Source organism: Candidatus Rickettsiella viridis (assembly GCF_003966755.1).
Lineage (GTDB): Bacteria > Pseudomonadota > Gammaproteobacteria > Diplorickettsiales > Diplorickettsiaceae > Rickettsiella_B > Rickettsiella_B viridis.
Genome location: NZ_AP018005.1, coordinates 1,318,042 through 1,335,486 on the forward strand (window position 1 = coordinate 1,318,042; position 17,445 = coordinate 1,335,486).

The 17,445-nt window shown below is 37.9% G+C and carries 16 protein-coding genes; 10 read left to right on the forward strand and 6 right to left on the reverse strand.

Going from position 1 to position 17,445, the window contains the following annotated elements; all coding sequences use genetic code 11:
• Positions 1-10 precede the first annotated feature (10 nt).
• The 5 genes from DMP02_RS05995 (at position 11) to nhaA (ending at position 5,934) form a co-directional block, all read left to right on the forward strand.
• Positions 11-451, forward strand: a complete 441-nt coding sequence (locus DMP02_RS05995) for a DNA polymerase III subunit chi (RefSeq protein WP_126323244.1) — start codon at positions 11-13, stop codon at positions 449-451.
• The gene (locus DMP02_RS06000; protein WP_126323245.1) at positions 445-3,219 is read left to right on the forward strand and encodes a valine--tRNA ligase; all 2,775 of its coding nucleotides are present in this window, start codon (positions 445-447) and stop codon (positions 3,217-3,219) included. Before DMP02_RS05995 ends, DMP02_RS06000 begins: the two co-directional genes overlap by 7 nt.
• A 217-nt stretch (positions 3,220-3,436) precedes the next feature.
• Positions 3,437-3,871, forward strand: a complete 435-nt coding sequence (locus DMP02_RS06005) for a DUF3757 domain-containing protein (RefSeq protein ID WP_126323246.1) — start codon at positions 3,437-3,439, stop codon at positions 3,869-3,871.
• A gap of 176 nt (positions 3,872-4,047) precedes the next feature.
• The gene (gene dnaQ, locus DMP02_RS06010; protein WP_126323247.1) at positions 4,048-4,767 is read left to right on the forward strand and encodes a DNA polymerase III subunit epsilon; all 720 of its coding nucleotides are present in this window, start codon (positions 4,048-4,050) and stop codon (positions 4,765-4,767) included.
• Entirely contained in the window at positions 4,768-5,934 is a 1,167-nt protein-coding gene (gene nhaA, locus DMP02_RS06015) for a Na+/H+ antiporter NhaA (RefSeq protein WP_126323248.1), read from the forward strand. It begins immediately after the preceding gene.
• Between the two features lie 254 nt (positions 5,935-6,188).
• Here the strand turns inward: nhaA and hemE are convergent, their stop codons facing one another.
• From hemE to pilM, 5 genes are all read right to left on the reverse strand, one after another.
• Positions 6,189-7,259, reverse strand: a complete 1,071-nt coding sequence (hemE, locus tag DMP02_RS06020; protein ID WP_126323249.1) for a uroporphyrinogen decarboxylase — start codon at positions 7,257-7,259, stop codon at positions 6,189-6,191.
• A 3-nt stretch (positions 7,260-7,262) separates the two neighbouring features.
• Positions 7,263-8,399 (reverse strand): FUSC family protein, encoded by a 1,137-nt coding sequence (locus DMP02_RS06025; RefSeq protein ID WP_126323250.1) that lies wholly within the window; start codon positions 8,397-8,399, stop codon positions 7,263-7,265.
• Between the two features lie 149 nt (positions 8,400-8,548).
• On the reverse strand, positions 8,549-9,874 hold the full coding sequence (locus tag DMP02_RS06030) for a type IV pilus secretin PilQ (protein WP_126323251.1): 1,326 nt from the start codon (positions 9,872-9,874) through the stop codon (positions 8,549-8,551).
• An 11-nt stretch (positions 9,875-9,885) separates the two neighbouring features.
• Positions 9,886-10,236, reverse strand: coding sequence for a pilus assembly protein PilP (locus tag DMP02_RS06035; protein ID WP_172593996.1), 351 nt, complete (start codon positions 10,234-10,236; stop codon positions 9,886-9,888).
• 195 nt (positions 10,237-10,431) lie between these two features.
• Entirely contained in the window at positions 10,432-11,397 is a 966-nt protein-coding gene (gene pilM, locus DMP02_RS06040; RefSeq protein WP_126323253.1) for a type IV pilus biogenesis protein PilM, read from the reverse strand.
• 327 nt (positions 11,398-11,724) lie between these two features.
• Here pilM and DMP02_RS06045 point away from each other — a divergent pair, with 327 nt between their 5' ends.
• Positions 11,725-14,154, forward strand: a complete 2,430-nt coding sequence (locus DMP02_RS06045; protein ID WP_232019631.1) for a penicillin-binding protein 1A — start codon at positions 11,725-11,727, stop codon at positions 14,152-14,154.
• A gap of 32 nt (positions 14,155-14,186) precedes the next feature.
• Here DMP02_RS06045 and DMP02_RS06050 read toward each other — a convergent pair whose 3' ends face one another.
• On the reverse strand, positions 14,187-14,618 hold the full coding sequence (locus DMP02_RS06050) for a TlpA family protein disulfide reductase (RefSeq protein WP_126323254.1): 432 nt from the start codon (positions 14,616-14,618) through the stop codon (positions 14,187-14,189).
• 360 nt (positions 14,619-14,978) lie between these two features.
• Between DMP02_RS06050 and DMP02_RS07485 the strand changes: the two genes are divergently transcribed.
• The 4 genes from DMP02_RS07485 to DMP02_RS06065 are packed head-to-tail and all read left to right on the forward strand — an operon-like array spanning position 14,979 to position 17,440.
• Positions 14,979-15,230, forward strand: coding sequence for an ATP-binding cassette domain-containing protein (locus tag DMP02_RS07485; RefSeq protein WP_269471426.1), 252 nt, complete (start codon positions 14,979-14,981; stop codon positions 15,228-15,230).
• Entirely contained in the window at positions 15,217-15,726 is a 510-nt protein-coding gene (locus DMP02_RS06055; protein ID WP_269471427.1) for an ATP-binding cassette domain-containing protein, read from the forward strand. Before DMP02_RS07485 ends, DMP02_RS06055 begins: the two co-directional genes overlap by 14 nt.
• Positions 15,726-16,493: an ABC transporter permease gene (locus tag DMP02_RS06060; protein ID WP_126323255.1), complete on the forward strand. Its 768-nt coding sequence runs from the start codon at positions 15,726-15,728 to the stop codon at positions 16,491-16,493. The genes DMP02_RS06055 and DMP02_RS06060 overlap by 1 nt, the downstream gene beginning before the upstream one ends.
• Before the next feature lie 5 nt (positions 16,494-16,498).
• The gene (locus tag DMP02_RS06065; RefSeq protein ID WP_126323256.1) at positions 16,499-17,440 is read left to right on the forward strand and encodes an ABC transporter substrate-binding protein; all 942 of its coding nucleotides are present in this window, start codon (positions 16,499-16,501) and stop codon (positions 17,438-17,440) included.
• Positions 17,441-17,445: the final 5 nt, after the last annotated feature.

The window sequence follows — 17,445 nt, forward strand, 5'->3', positions numbered from 1 at the left end:
GATAATACATATGCCAACGGTTGATTTTTATTTATTAAATACCTCTAGCAAACAAGATAGCTACCGTTTTCTCTGTCGTTTAGTAGAAAAAGCCTATCAACAGCAAAATCATGCTTATATTCACACCAGTTCTTTAGAAGAAGCACAATGCCTAGATGATTTATTATGGACATTTAGAGATATCAGTTTCATTCCACATCAAATAGGCGAAACAAGCAATGCTTTGTTTCCGCCTTCTATCCTAATTGGTACCGACAAGCCCAAACAACAGTCAGCGGATATTTTATTTAATCTTACACAAGAAGCACCACCTTTTTTCAGCGAATTTTCACGCATCATTGAAGTAGTCTGCGAAGAAAAAGATCATAAAATACAAGCGCGTAAAAAATACAAAGTTTATAAAGAACAAAACTGTCCGTTAACGACACACAACATAAGCTTAGCATGCTAGATAAAACCTATAACTCAAAACAGATTGAAGCCACGTGGCGCAAACGTTGGGAAAATAACACCTATTTTCAACCCAGTGGAAAAGGAGACGCGTACTGTATTGTGCTACCCCCTCCCAATGTGACCGGTAGTCTACATATGGGGCATGGCTTTCAAGTCACATTAATGGATGCTTTGATCCGTTATCAGCGCATGTGTGGAAAAAATGTATTGTGGCAAGGCGGTACAGATCATGCCGGTATTGCCACACAAATGGTGGTTGAACGCCAACTATTGGCACAAGGAAAAACACGCCACGATTTAGGACGAGAAAAATTCTTAGAAGCTGTTTGGGAATGGAAAACCAAATCGGGGGGCATAATTACTCAGCAATTACGTTGCATGGGCGCATCCATTGATTGGTCGCGCGAACGCTTTACGCGTGATCCTGCGTTTTCAACCGCCGTAGAAAAAGTATTCGTTGATTTATACCAAAAGGGTTTGATCTATAGAGGAAAACGCTTAGTCAATTGGGATCCACAATTATTAACCGCTGTCTCTGATCTGGAAGTTATTAATCAAGAAGAACAAGGCAGCCTATGGACTATTCTTTATCCGCTTGCCGATTCACCCGATGTATTTTTATCAGTGGCTACAACACGACCAGAAACTTTATTAGGTGATGTGGCCGTTGCCGTCCACCCTGATGATCCACGCTTTCAAAAATTCATTGGTAAACAATTACAACTGCCCTTAAGCAATCGACTAATTCCTATCGTTGCCGATAACAGTGTCGATCCTACTTTTGGTAGTGGCTGCGTTAAAATTACACCTGCACATGATTTTAATGATTATGCCTTAGCACAACGCCATCATTTAGAAAGTATTAATATTTTCACGTCTAACGCCCATCTCAATGAATCGGTGCCAACACCTTATCAAGGATTAGAACGTTTTGAAGCACGACAAAGAATCGTCAAAGATTTAGAAGCGCTGGGATTATTAGAAAAAATAGAAGCGCATACCTTAAAAATTCCGCGGGGTGATCGCTCTGGTGTTATTATAGAACCCTACCTCACTGATCAATGGTTTATGTCGATGAAGCCATTGGCAAAACCTGCGATTGACGCCATTCATAATGAAGAACTTGATTTTATCCCTGAGACCTGGAGAAAAGTTTCTTTACAGTGGCTAGAAAACATCGAAGATTGGTGTATTAGCCGACAACTTTGGTGGGGACATCGAATACCAGCTTGGTACGATGCAGAAGGTGAAATCTATGTAGGACAGGATGAGAATAGCGTTCGAAAACATTATGCACTTCCTGATTCAGTCATACTTAAACAAGATGAAGATGTGCTAGACACCTGGTTTTCATCTGCTTTATGGCCTTTTGTTACCTTGGGTTGGCCAACCTCAACCCAGGAATTAAAAACTTTTTATCCAACCAATGTGTTAGTAACGGGTTTTGATATCATTTTTTTCTGGGTCGTACGCATGCTGATGATGGGCTTACACTTTATGGGTGAAGTTCCCTTTAAGCAGGTTTATGTAACCGGACTTATCCGCGATCATGACGGGCAGAAAATGTCTAAATCCAAAGGAAATGTTTTAGATCCACTCGACGTGACACAAGGTATTAGTTTAGAGGAATTAATCAAAAAACGCTGCCAAGGTCTGATGCAACCCCAGATGGCGAAAAAAATCGAGCAAGCGACACGTCAACAATTTCCTAAAGGTATTGCGGCTTTTGGCATGGATGCATTGCGTTTTACTTATTGCGCGCTTGCTTCACCCACGCGTGATATTCGTTTTGATTTAAATCGCACCGAAGGTTATCGCAATTTTTGTAATAAACTCTGGAATGCCGCACGTTTTGTGCTCATGCATACCGAAAATCAAGCGGCTTGTAGTATACCTACTCACTTATCAATGCCAGTAAACCGTGCGTTTCGTTCACAATTACAATCTACCACGGCAGCTATGCATGCCCATTTTCAAACATATCGCTTTGATTTAATGGCACAGACCATCTACGAATTTATTTGGAATGAATTCTGTGATTGGTATTTAGAATTAGCTAAGCCCATTTTACTCAAAGCAGATACACCTGAACAACAACAAGAAACACGTGCTAATTTAATCGAAATATTAGAAATCTGTTTGCGCTTATTGCATCCTTTAATGCCCTTTATTACCGAAGAAATTTGGCAATCGATTGCGCCTCTGGCTGGAAAAACCGGCGAAACAATCATGCTACAAACATATCCACGCATTGATGAAGCGAGAAAAGATCCTTCTGCTGAAGCGTCTTTAGCATGGATTAAGCAAGTAGTTACTACGATACGTACCCTTCGTAGCGAAATGGGCATAGCACCTGGAAAAAGAATTCCTCTGTTATTAGCTAAAGGTAATAAGCAAGATCGTGAAAATAGCGTGCTGTTTGCCGCGGATATTATCAATCTAGCTAAACTCAGCGACATAAATTGGCTTGATGAAAAAAATAATAACGCCGCCGTGGGGCTCAGCACCATGGGCTTAGTTGATACATTGGAAATACTAATTCCGATGGCGGGACTCATTGATACCAGCGCAGAAATACAACGCCTAGAAAAAGAAATTAATAAAATTGCACAAGAAATTGAACGTGCGCAGTCTAAATTAAGCAACAAGGCGTTTATACGCAATGCGCCCTCTGAAATTGTTGAGCAAGAGAACAAACGCCTCAGTGATTTTACTGCTCAACAATTGAAATTACAGCAACAGTTACAAAGTTTACAAAAAATATAAGTAGTCCGTCATTGCGAGCGCCGCAGGCGCGTGGCAATCTAGAAAATACAGTACTGGATGGCCACGGCTGTCACTTCGTTCCAGCCTCGCCATGACAGCTTCAGGCGTTTTTCAGGAGAAATTTTTTCTATATTTAGTGTTATTACTCTCTATATAAGACCATAGACAAAATAAATCATTAAAAATATAATAATTTTTTAGAAAAAAAGGAGTTTCTATGCAAATACTAAAAACAACATTAGCAATCCTGCTTGCTATATCTATTAATCCCGTTTGTTACGCATTTTCTAGTATTGTCAGTAACCCAGATTCCTCAAATACCTGTCCTGCAGAAAATATTATTCAACAAATAGGAACCACTTACACGGCACCGGGTGGCTGGACTGGACAAGTTCAAAAAAACCCTGGAAAGATTAAAGCATTTGAGATGGTTCTCTACAAACCTAACGATACGGATCATCCTTTTAAGGAAGGTCAATTACTTCGCTGTAGCTATAAATTAGATAATGATACTCATGTAGATTTACGGCTATCTATCTCAAATGATAAAGCACATATAAGTGATCCTACAAATTGGGAAGCGGCTTACGGTGGAAATCAGTATGATTGTAGCAAAAGCCGGTTAGCATGTAAGTTTAATTTGGCTAAATAATTCAAAAAACATAGACGGCCCTGATATTATCATAAACTTTATTAGTGCAATCTAAACATTTTTTATAATTAAAAGCTAAATTTTTATTATAATAAGTAAAGTTTACAGGACTGGCCATTTCCAGTCCTAATGCGTAATATATTAGACATAAATCACTTTTAATTTATTTTTATATTATGCGCCAAATCATTTTAGATACCGAAACAACGGGTAGAGAAATCAGCGCTGGGCACCGCGTCATTGAAATTGGCTGCCTTGAACTCATCGATCGTCGATTAACAAAGCGGCATTTTCATTGTTATCTGAATCCAGGTCGCGACAGCGAGGCAGGCGCACTGGCTGTGCATGGCTTAACTAGCGAATTTCTTCAAGACAAGCCCTTATTTTCATCTATTGTTGATGAATTATTAGAATTCCTCAACGGCGCTGAACTAATTATCCATAATGCACCGTTTGATCTTGCTTTTCTCGATAATGAAATACAATTAACGAAAAAAAATTACAAAAAAGTCACTCATTATTGCCAAGTATTGGATACACTTCCTTTGGCACGGCAACTTCACCCTGGGCAACGTAATAGTTTAGATGCCTTATGTAAACGTTACGAGATCGATAACTCTAAACGTGATAAGCACGGCGCACTACTCGATGCTGAACTACTAGCACGCGTTTATCTTGCAATGACCGGCGGTCAAACCAATCTATTTGACGATAATGCCGTCATTAATCATTCTCTCATCTCTACCGAAAATAAAAAGAGCATCACTATGCACGAACTTCCAGTCCTTTATGCAAACACAGAAGAGCTAAATGCGCACAACCGCTGTTTATCAACGATTCATAAAACGACAGGTCGTTGCTTATGGTCTAACAGTGATTCAAAGGATATTCATTAAATGCGCAAGTTATTTAATCAGTTTACACAACTACAAACAGCTGGCGGAATACTTTTAGGTATTGCGACACTGATTGCTTTATTTCTCGCAAACTCTCCTTTAGATACCTATTACCAAAACCTATTACAGTTAACACTCAGCTTAGGAAACCTGCATCTCTCATTTTTACACTTCGTTAACGATGGCTTAATGACTATTTTCTTTTTTTTAGTCAGTTTAGAAATAAAGCGTGAGTTGATACAAGGTGAACTTAATAGTATAGATAAAGCGCTGTTACCTACGATGGCAGCCATCGGCGGAATGATAGTACCCGCACTTTTCTATTTGCTTATTACGCACGGACATTCTGAATACACACCAGGTTGGGCCATCCCTATGGCAACCGATATCGCTTTTTCCTTAGGTGTACTCTCTCTACTTAATAAAAAAATTCCTAATTCCTTAAAGATTTTTTTAACCGCCTTAGCTATTATCGACGATTTGGGCGCTATACTTGTTATTGCAATTTTTTACACACAACAGATCGGTTGGCTTTACTTAATCTTGGCTTTTGCTTGCCTCATTGCCTTAATCGTGTTGAACTATTTTAATATTAATCGCTTTCTGCCCTATCTGCTATTCGCACTCCCTTTATGGCTTTTCATTCTTAAATCTGGCGTGCATGCAACTATTGCGGGCGTACTATTTGGCCTCACTATTCCATTACGCTCCATCAAGCAACAGCCCTCTTTATTAAAGAAATTAGAGCACCAATTACATCCTTGGATCGCTTATGCCATTTTGCCAGTTTTTGCCTTTGCTAATGCAGGCTTATCGTTTGCTGGATTGCATTGGAATACATTAGCCCATCCTTTGCCGTTAGGAATTATTGCAGGATTATTTCTTGGTAAACAGTTTGGAATTCTTAGTGCAAGTTGGTTAGCTGTAAAAGCTAAGTGGGCAAAATTACCCCATCAAGCAAACTGGCAACATATCTACGGAACCGCTTTAATTTGCGGAATTGGTTTTACCATGAGTTTGTTTATTGCTAACCTTGCTTTCACTGCGAACGAAACTTCATCTTTGGTACGTTTAGGTATCTTAAGTGGCTCTGCTTTATCCGGTATTCTTGGCTATTTGATGTTATTTTTTAATAATACCAAACCATCTAAGATAGAAGTTCGATAAAAGTGATGGTTAAAAAAAGATTTCTCTGATTAAAATTTCGCGACAGATAATCTATATGAGTAACGCACCCATTATAAGTTGTCTTGAGTTTATTAAAAAATACATAATGGGCTATTTTATCAATTTTGCTAAATCGTTTTGAAAAACATCATCTAAATTGAGCTATTTTTATAGAGGGCTACCTTCATTGAACATAAACTCTCTATTTTATACTACGATTGATCACTATTTAGCGAAAGTAGCGCTTAATAGACTTAAGAAGAGATCGTATGAAATGTCGCGCTTAATTCGTGTACTGCATCTACTAATACTTTTACTTTATCCGGCGAAGTAAATTGAGAAATACCATGACCTAAATTAAATATATGCCCTGTGCCAGTTCCATAAGCACTAAGAATAGTGCTTACTTCTTCACGTATTCGTTCATCTGTACCAAAAAGCACGGCCGGATCCATATTACCTTGTAAAGCAACTTTACTGCCTACACGTCGCCTGGCCTGTGCTAAATCAATCGTCCAATCTAAACCAATGGCATCACATGCTGAATCAGCTATTTTCTCTAAGCAAAACCCACCACCTTTAGTAAATAATACGACCGGTATTTTCTCTTGGTTATGCTCACGCGTAAGACCCGCAATTATTTGCGTCATATAATCCAATGAAAAAGCTTGATAAGCCGAAGGTGTTAATAATCCACCCCAGGTATCAAAGATCATAATCGCTTGCACACCGGATGCTATCTGTGCATTAAGATACTGCGTAATGGCTTTTGTTAATGTATTTAATAAAGAATGAAGTGCTTGTGGCTCTTGGTAAAGCAATGTCTTAGCTTGTCTAAACTCTCTGCTCCCTTCACCCTCCAACATATAACACGCTAATGTCCAAGGACTGCCCGAAAATCCAATTAAAGGCACTTTATTATTGATCTCGCGTCTACACAATGAAACAGCGTCACACACATAACGCAATTCTTGCATCGGATCAGGAATTTTTAATGCTTTAATATCGGCTACTGTCTTAAGGGGTTTATGGAATTTGGGGCCCTCACCCTCTACAAAATAAAGTCCTAACCCCATTGCGTCAGGAATCGTTAAAATATCAGAAAAAAGAATAGCCGCGTCTAATTCAAATCGTTCTAAAGGTTGTAATGTGACTTCACACGCTAGTTCAGGCGTTTTACACAGCGTTAAAAAATCTCCCGCTTTTTTACGCGTTGCACAGTATTCAGGTAAATATCGGCCTGCCTGACGCATGATCCAAACGGGTGTTCGATCAACAGGTTGCCGAAAAAAAGCACGTATTAAACGATGGGATGAATGGTTCATAGTTTAGATTTTTTTTATTAAATGGTTTGTTTCTGTTAATTGGTTTAATAAATTCCCTGCTGCAAAAATAAATAAATCAATCGCTAATTTATCAGAGTCTGTACTGATAAATGGACTGAGTTCTTGATGTACTTCGTTTTTCCACTTTAATATGCTTGCCAAGGTAGTAACAGGATATTCACTTTCTTTATCATTAAGCTGTTCGATAAGCGCTTCAAATAATTTATCGCTGCGATCATAAATCTTTTGCACCCGCGCTTGTTGATTAATATTCACACGCATTTCTTCAGAAAAACTCATTAATGCGTTTTTCATCAAACTAACCCAACGTAAAATTTCACGCTCTGAGCGCAGAATAGCCTTAAACACATGCGCTAACGAAGAACGGCCAAACGATTCTCGCATGACTTCATCAAGTAATTTACTTTGGCTACTAAATCGACTAATGACTTTATCTTCATAAGCTTCATAGCTCTTTTCAGCATCTATAGAATAAAACCCTTTTAATTGCTGAGAAATTTTCTGCAGGTTTTTTAAGGTATTTAATACAATATAACGTAATTGTGTTCTGGAATGTAAAGGCCAAATAAAACGTGACACTAACAAAGCAATCACGATCCCCAAACTAATCTCAAGAAAACGGCTTAATACATTAGCATAACTCGGATTTATGCCAATCAAGATAATCACTGTGGTGACAGCACCTAAAGCCCCCGCTTCACTCAAATAACTGGGGCTATCTGCAATATAGCTAAATAAAGCCGTGGTAAGACATAATATTAAAGTAGTCCAAATAACGGAAGGATAAGCCAGCCAAAGCGTAAGCGCTGCAATACAGGCACCTAAAACAGTACCTAAAAAGCGCATATACGATTTTTGTATAATGGCACCCACGCGAGATTGGGCGCACATCACCACTAAAATACTAATTAATACCCATTGTCCATTTTGGGGGAAATGGAAGATGCGTACAATAAATACACCTAATAAAAAGGCAATAGCCGTCTTTAGGCTATGAATCAGCCTATTATTATCTAATTTAGGGAATCGAAACCATTGAATCCAGTTCATAGCATGAAAATACCGTATACCGGGCTTTAGGTAAACCTCAGTAATAGGTTTGCTGACAAGAAAACTCATGCTCCTTCTACGACATCGTCATGGCGAGCGAATGAAATGAGCGTGGCCATCCAGTTTACTTGACTTCCTGGATTGCTTCGCACCTTCGGTGCTCGCAATGACGAGTTCTAACTACTAAACAGAATAAACGTCGTTAATACGCTTAAAAATTAAGTGGGTAAAATAGTGGGCGTTAAAAATATTAAAAGTTCATTACATTTTTCGCTTGTTTCTTTATAAGAAAATAAGCGACCTATTATGGGCAGAGAACCTAAAAAGGGGATACGCTCAATCGATTGATTCTGCATATGCTCATATATCCCTCCCAACACCACCGTTTCACCATCGTTGATGATAACTTGGGTTTTAATGCCTCGCTTATGAATAGCCGGCGTACCGGACACCGTGAACGTACTAGGCTGATCTTGGTTGACCACTAAATCAAGCATTAACTGATGATTGGGCAATACTTGGGGCGTTACGCTTAAGGATAATACGGCTGGTTGAAATTGAATAACGGTATCGCCTCCTTCTTTTTTTTGATACGGAATGTCTTCTCCCGCTTGTATAGAAGCAGGCATTTGATCGGCTGTCATTAGGTGCGGTGTAGAAATAATTTTTAACTCCCCTTCATTTTCTAAAGCGGTTAACTCCAAATCTAAAAAGATATTTTTGACAATTTTCATTAAATTAAGTTGCACTTTTCCATGTTTTATTTCTGAAAAAGGCAAATCCATATTTAAGTCTGGCATAGAACTCCTTAAAGAAGGCTTAGAATGCGATGAAGTAACATCTGATGAAGATAATATCTTAAATCCAAATTTAGCACCCAGCTCACTTGCTTTTATTTTGTCTACATTGACAATTCGTGCCTCTATCGCTATTTGTTTAATAGGCCTATCAAATTGCCTAATAACTTTTTCTATTTGAATAAGTCTTTCCTTGGAATCTCTCACCCATAAACTATTTCCTCGTTTATCCACATTAACACTACCCTTTGGAGATAAAATATTATTATTTTTATCCTTGAGTAAATCTGCCAGTAGAGTTGCTTTGCTATACTGAATTTGTATTAATTTTCCCAGCATAGGGCTTAAGGCCTGTCGCTCACTATTTATTTTTAATTTTTCTTTATCGCGCTGTAAAAACTCACTTTGCGGCAGTATAAACCAGCTATTTTTGATAGGGCGCTTAACTAAATTTTTCGATTGCAAAATAATATCGAACGCCTGTTCCCAAGGAATATCATTTAAATGTAAACTTAAATTACCTTGCACCTTATCATCTACAATTAAGTTAAACTCTCCAAATTCTGCTAATAACTGTAACGCAGCACGTACTTTAATATCTTGAAAGTTTAATGAGAGGTGTGTACCTATCATGTCTTTACTTGATTGGGAATCTACTGGAGATGAATTAGCCGCTAATGTCCGATAGGATACAAAAAAAACCAAACAAACTATGATAATTTTACTCAGAAAAGAGAAGTAACACATACTAAAACTTCCTAGTTATTTAGGTTTAATTCTATTTTTTTATTATCCATTCCATTAATAATTATTCTTTTTTCATCGATAAAAATAACATGTCCTCGCTCTAACCCGAGTTCATCATTTACTTCAACTTTATAAAAATGCTTATTGGGTAATTTTAGCAACGCCCATTTTTTTTCAATAAAACCTCCACGAAAAAAGCCAACCATTTTAAACTGTGTAATTGAATAATTTTTTAAAACATTTTTATCCGCAAATTTAAGGTTTTTATTATTTATTCCACTCATTCTAAATTGAATAAATTTTTCTTGTTCTTTTTTTAATTTTTCAATGCAAAGAGAAAGTGAGCTAATCCGATCATTCAATCTACTCTTATGAAACTTTAACTGCTTAATTTGATCGGCTAAAAAGAAATTCAATAGCACCGCTGATAAAAAAAGCAGCCATACTAATCCGGACAGAAAAAAACTTAACCCGAACTTTTTCTGTTTATAATGCGGCCCTTTGCAAGCTAATAAATTGATTCCCTTCATTATAAATCCCTTAGAAAATTTTCTAAGCTATATCGCTCTCAAAGCTAAACCAAAACTTAAAAATAAACTTGGAAATAGCTTTTTAAATTCTTTTACATTCAAACTATCCAAAGAAAACAATGATGTTTCCCATGCTACTGTTGCTGTATTTAGGCCTAAAAAACCATGTAATCTTTTTACTAAAAATTTTAATACCGGAAGATTAGAACCTATAAAAAAAAGCTTATCCCACTTAAAATAAGGACGACATAAAAAAATGGCATTAATAAACCGTTTCGTTTGTTGCAATACAGCTTCGGTATTAGAAAAGACTATCCTTTCACTACAACTCCGTAATTGTCTAGTCTGGTCTAAAAACAAAATTGTTAATTGAGCCATCCCAACATCAATAAGCATGTAGGATTCTGTCGTGCTTGAAGAATAAAAATGAAAATATGCGCGCTCTACTGCATGCGAATTTATTTCAATAAACAGGGGAGCTAAATTGGCTTGATGAAGAATGTCTAAACGGGCATCTAAATGCTCTTTACGACAGGCAACTAACAATACATTAAGATAACTTACATCTTCTTCCTGCTGATTATCAAAAATTTGATAATCAAAATACATAGCATCTAAAGGGTAAGGAATATGCTCTTCTATAGCTAAATTAATGGCAACGTCAATATTCTCTGCCGCCGAACAATCAATACGAAGCCACTTACTATTGACTAAGGTATCGGGAAGCGCTGCTACACAATACCTGGAATAAATAGCTGCTTTTTCTAACAGCTCCTTAATAGCTGTTATTAATAATGATTTGGATTTAATATCATTATTCTGGATATTGCCGAATGGAATCGCTTTTACAGTATAATTTTTTAGCTCATAAGGCACACTAACATCACCGCACCATCGTAAGACGACACATTTAATGGCTGAATACCCTATATCTAACCCTATTATGTCATTTTTCGACCTAGCTACTCTTAATCTATCCCTAATCAAGCGCATTGTTTAATTATACTCTTCGCATTTGAATTTTTTGCTGCGTTCCAGCTCGGTTCGCAATCCTCATGTATGCTGTATACACTGCGGTTGCTCTCCTTCGCGGCGCCTTGCCGAAAATCCAACTGCTGTGAGTATCTTATTCGGCAATGGAAATAAACACCACTCCTTATTATGCATTCAAATAAAAAACTGTCAATTATCCAAAATATAATTAAATGACAGACTGATCAATTGTTAATCTAAATTTATATACCCTTATATACTTGACATGATTAGGACATTAATAAAAAGATGCGATATCATGACATAAGCTAATTAATGCCCCTCATTATGAAAAAACGCCCTTCTGTTTTACGCAATCTACTGTTGATGCTAATAAGCCTCTTCATTACGCTTATTGTAGTGGCCAGCTTGGTCTATTTATATCTAGATAAACAGCTACCTGATGTCGATGAATTAAAATCTGTACAGCTACCTATTCCTATGCGGATTTATACCAGCGAGGGTCAACCGATTGCTGAATTCGGGGAACTACATCGGAATTTGGTCAGATTAAATGAAGTACCGACATTAATGGTTAAAGCTTTTTTAGCCACGGAAGATCAACGTTTTTTAGAACATCATGGTGTCGATTTTTATGGTTTATTACGTGCCGCTAGCGAATTACTAATAACGGGCACAAAAGTGCAAGGTGGTAGTACGATCACCATGCAAGTAGCGCGTAACTTTTATTTGTCACGCGAAAAAACATTTTTACGTAAATTTACTGAAATTCTTTTATCCCTCAAAATAGAACGTGAGTTTAGCAAAGATCAAATTCTAGAACTTTATCTTAATAAAATTTACTTAGGTAATCGAGCCTACGGAATTGCTGCCGCTGCACAAGTTTATTTTGATAAAGCGCTTAATCAACTTACATTGCCTGAAATGGCAACGATTGCAGGCCTACCTAAAGCACCCTCCGCTATTAATCCTATCGTTAATCCTATTGCTGCAAGGCAACGACGTGACCACGTCTTAGCCCGTATGTTTGAACTCGGTTATATATCAAAACCGGTTTATGAAACCGCTATTCAAACACCTATGCAAACACGCCCTGATACTGAAACCAGTGGCATGTTAAAAGCACCGTATGTCGCTGAAATGGTTCGCGACATGATGTATAAAAGTTTTGGCGATGATATTTATACGAAAGGATATAATGTTTATACAACACTTAATGCAACTCAACAAATAGCCGCGAATAATGCCTTATCTAAGGCGTTATTTGCCTATGATCGTCGACATGGCTATAGAGGACCTGAAAAAAATATAGGTCCCTTAGATCCTAAAAAGCTGGCGCTTGCATTAAATACATTGCATCGGATCCCTTCTGTTAATGGCTTACAAGCTGCCATTGTTACACTCGTAACAAATGAAGGCGTCATGGCTTTATTAGCGAATCATCAGGCTATTCTTATTCCTTGGACGGGTCTTGCTTGGACAATACCTCAATTGGATACCACGCAACTCACTGCTCCTCCCGAAGCTTTAAAAGATAAAGTCCATATTGGCGATATCATACGTGTGCAGAATCAAAACAATATCTGGCAACTTGCGCAAATACCTAAAGTACAAGGCGCATTGATTGCTTTAAATCCTCAAAATGGTGCCATAAGCGCATTAGTAGGTGGATTTGATTATAACTTAAGTAAGTTCAACCGCGTCATTCAAGCTGAACGACAACCCGGCTCTGGCTTTAAACCTTTTATTTATGCCGCTGCCTTAGCTAAAGGTTATACGCTTGCTAATGTATTTAATGATGCACCTTTGGTATTTGATATACCTGGACGCGATGAGCCTTGGCGCCCACAAAATGATAACCACATTTTTAGCGGCCCCACTCGTTTACGTGTAGCTTTAGCGAAATCTATTAATCTGGTTTCAGTCCGTTTATTGCAAGCCATTGATGTGCCTTATGTCTTATCTTATGCAAAACGCTTTGGATTCAATGCAAAAAAATTACCGCGCAATCTTTCGCTCGCATTAGGCACCGGTGAAGTAACACCTATCGAATTAGCACGTGCTTATGCCGTGTTTGCTAATGGCGGTTATCGTATTACACCTTATTTGATTGATCATATTACCAATGAACAAGGGGACGTTATTTACCAAGCCGAACCTAAAATAGCGTGTAAAGATTGTTTGACGGGTAAAATTGAAACACCAGCACCCAATGCAAAAGATAATCCTTATGCACCACAAGCTATCCCTGCTGACATTGCTTTTTTAACGACATCCGCGCTAAAAGATGTTATTCGCTACGGTACAGGCTATCAGGCAAGAAGCTTAGGTCGTAGTGATCTTGCCGGAAAAACAGGAACGACGAGTGATTATGTGGACACCTGGTTTTCTGGTTTTAATAGTGATTTGGTTGCGACTGTTTGGATAGGCTTTGATCAACCTACGTCTGTGCTTGAATATGGCGCAAAAACAGCCTTACCGATGTGGATAGACTTTATGCGCGTCGCACTGCAAGGTAAACCTGAAAGAACAATGCCTCAACCACCTGATATCATTACTGCTAGTATCGATCCAATGACAGGTTATTTACTTCCAGAAGGTACACCCGGTTCTATTTTGGAATATTTCCGTCAAGATAATTTACCAAAAACACCCAGCGAGGAAGATCTGTCAAACTTCCCATCGCCCGACAACACGGATAATCAAACGGGCACTGAATCAGAACCCGCTAATATAAAACAGAACCCGCTAATATAAAAGATAACACAAGTAGTGAACCATTATTTTAATTAACGCAGTGCGTTCTCTATATCCTGTCTGCTCTGTGAACCCGTTAATACGTGTTTTAAGCCACCATCAGGCCCTATTATAAGCATGGTGGGTAACCCACGAATTCTACCTAGTTTAAAATGTCCTTTTGGATCATGTCTTAAGGTAGGAAAAGCAACGCCACTCTGTTGAATATGTTTAGATAAATTGCCGTCATCATCATAGTTAAACCCGAACATAACCACGTCATTAGTATGCGCTTTATAAAAAGCGTTTAGCTCGGGTATTTCTCCCATACAAATACTACACCAGGTTGCCCAATAGCTGATAACAACCCACTTACCTTTATAATCTGAAAAATTAATAGGTTTTTCTACAATAGAAGAAAATGCAGCGGTAGAAAATAAAGCTAGTACGCCTGCCAAAATAAGCGATTGAAAAGCTCTGGACATAATACTCCCCAAAAAACCAAATCATTAAATTGATTAAACGTTAACTTTTAGAATAACTCAAGCCCAAGGCAAAAAAGTGCGTAAAATTAATACAAAATTACCTTGTTTGTTCTTTTATTTTCATCACAAGCTTGTTAGTATTTGCTTCACTTAGGGGTGCCTATTGATATTTATTGAATAGAAAACCAAGTATTTTAATTGATTTCTAGGCGAATTGACTTTGAGAAGCGGAGTGTACACAAAGTACATGAGCATCGGAAAAGGCAATTCAACAACGAAAGCGATTAAAAGACGAAGGTTTTAGGCTGAGAAATACCCTTTATAAACCTGATCGAGGTAGTTCTCGCGTAGGAAAAGTATATGAAAAACTCGCCTGCCATTACAATAAGTAATGCTTGTTTACAATATCAAAATCAAATTTTATTTGATCAGCTCAATTTTCACATCCCTGCTGGTCAAACCACGTGTTTACTTGGACCCAGTGGCATTGGAAAAACAAGTTTTCTACAACTTATCGCCAAACTAAACACATCTGCTTACGCAGATATCACTGCCAGCGACCAACAAAGCTTACAATCGCGTATCGCGTATCGCCTATATGCCACAATCTAATGCACTGTTACCTTGGCTTAGTGTTGAAAAAAATGCGTTACTCGGTTATCGATTACGCGGCAGAAAACATTCCACTGAAATTGCTGAAGCAAAAACGCTGCTGCAGCAATTCGGACTCAATCATGCCTTAAAAAAATATCCAGCCCAATTATCCGGCGGCATGCAACAACGCGTTGCATTAGCAAGAGTATTACTAGAAAACAAACCCATTATTTTAATGGATGAACCTTTTTCATCATTAGATACTATTACCCGCTACCAACTACAAACGCTCTCCGCACAATCGCTCACACTTCGCACGGTATTATTAATCACACACGATCCTTTAGAAGCGCTTCGTTTAGGCCACCACATTGCAATTATGTCAGGCCAGCCTGCACAAATTGAATATATAAATTTAGCATTATTAGACGATCCTCCACCACGCTCACTGAATAATCCCAACTTATTGCAATGGCAAAGCAAATTATTAGATCGCTTAAAGGAAACCTATTAATGCGCTTATTTATACGGGGAATATTAGTTACTTCTACTTTATTGTTAATTTGGCAATGTACTGTCGTTGCTTTACAACTACCAAGTTATCTATTACCTACTCCTTTACAAGTGCTCAGTAGTTTAACCACACACCGTGCACTCATTATGACAAATCTGCTACCTACATTGATAGAAACCCTGCTTGGTTTACTCTTCGGTATTTTATTTGGTATTAGTTTAGCACTCAGCATGAGTTTATTTCGTCCCGTTCATTCGCTCCTATTGCCTCTTTTATTGATCAGTCAAGCATTACCCGTATTTGCCATTGCTCCCTTACTCGTTATTTGGTTTGGTTATGGCGTCACTGCAAAGATAGCCACAACCACATTAATGCTATTCTTTCCGATTGCTAATAATTTTTTAGATGGTTTAAAAAAAACATCGCAACATTATTTGGATAATGCACAATTGATGGGTGCTAACCGTTGGCGAATGCTTTATCACATCCGTATTCCTGCTGCATTACCACAGCTTGCTTCGGGAATACGATTAGCGACGGCAATGGCGCCTTTGGGTGCTGTCATTGGCGAATGGGTGGGTTCGAATAAAGGATTAGGCTTTTTATTACTAAGTAGTAATGCTCAAATGCAAATCGATTTGATGTTTGCTACATTATGGATACTTATTTTATTAACCATTTCTATTTATTTTATAATCGATAAACTCTTATATTTTTCTATGCCTTGGCTCGTTATACAACAATACAACCCACAGCACAGCATTTAAAATTTATGCCTAAAATAACTCGCTTTGTTTTTATGGTATTATTTTTAATGCCTAACTATGTCAACGCAAAACCATTAACACTGATCTTAGACTGGTTAGTGAACCCCAATCATGCCGCCATTTTTATTGCGCAAGAGCAAGGATTTTTCCGACAACAAGGTATCAATGTTAATATTATTGTTCCTGCTGAACCAGATGATGGTGCTAAGCTTGTTGCCGCAGGTCGTGCCGATCTCGCTATTACGTATCAACCCCAATTAGTAGTACAAGCAGCGCAAGGTTTACCTCTAGTACGCATGGCCACTCTCATCGATAAACCTTTAAATTGTTTAGTCGTAAGAAAAGAAAGTGGAATTGATAGCATTGCGGATCTAAAAGGAAAAAAAATCGGTTATACCTCAAATGTAGAAGGCACTTTAGCTTTAGAGACACTTCTAAAAAAAGCAGGGTTAACTCTCAAGGATGTAGAAGCTATCAATATCCAATATAATTTGACACAAGCACTGCTATCAAAACGCGTAGATGCGATTGTTAACGTGATGCGTAATGTAGAACCATTACAATTGCAGTTTTCTGGCCAGCCAGTAACCCTATTTCCTGTCGACGCGGTGATGCCTTCTTATGATGAGTTAATTATTGTGACCAATCACCATGAACTAACTGACCCACGTTTAAAAAAATTCTTAATCGCGCTGCAACAAGCCAGTGATTATTTACTAAAAAACCCTGAAAAAAGCTGGCAATTATTTGCCAAAAATAATCCTACTTTAAATAATGAATTAACCCATCAGATTTGGCAAACGACTTTATCTTATTTGGCACGTCATCCTGCTCAACTTAATCAAGAAAATTATCAATCTTTTTCCTATTTTCTTTATGAACAAAAAGTCGTTCCAAGAAAAATGCCTATCCAGAATTATGCGATACAAATTCAACCACTAAAATAAAACAG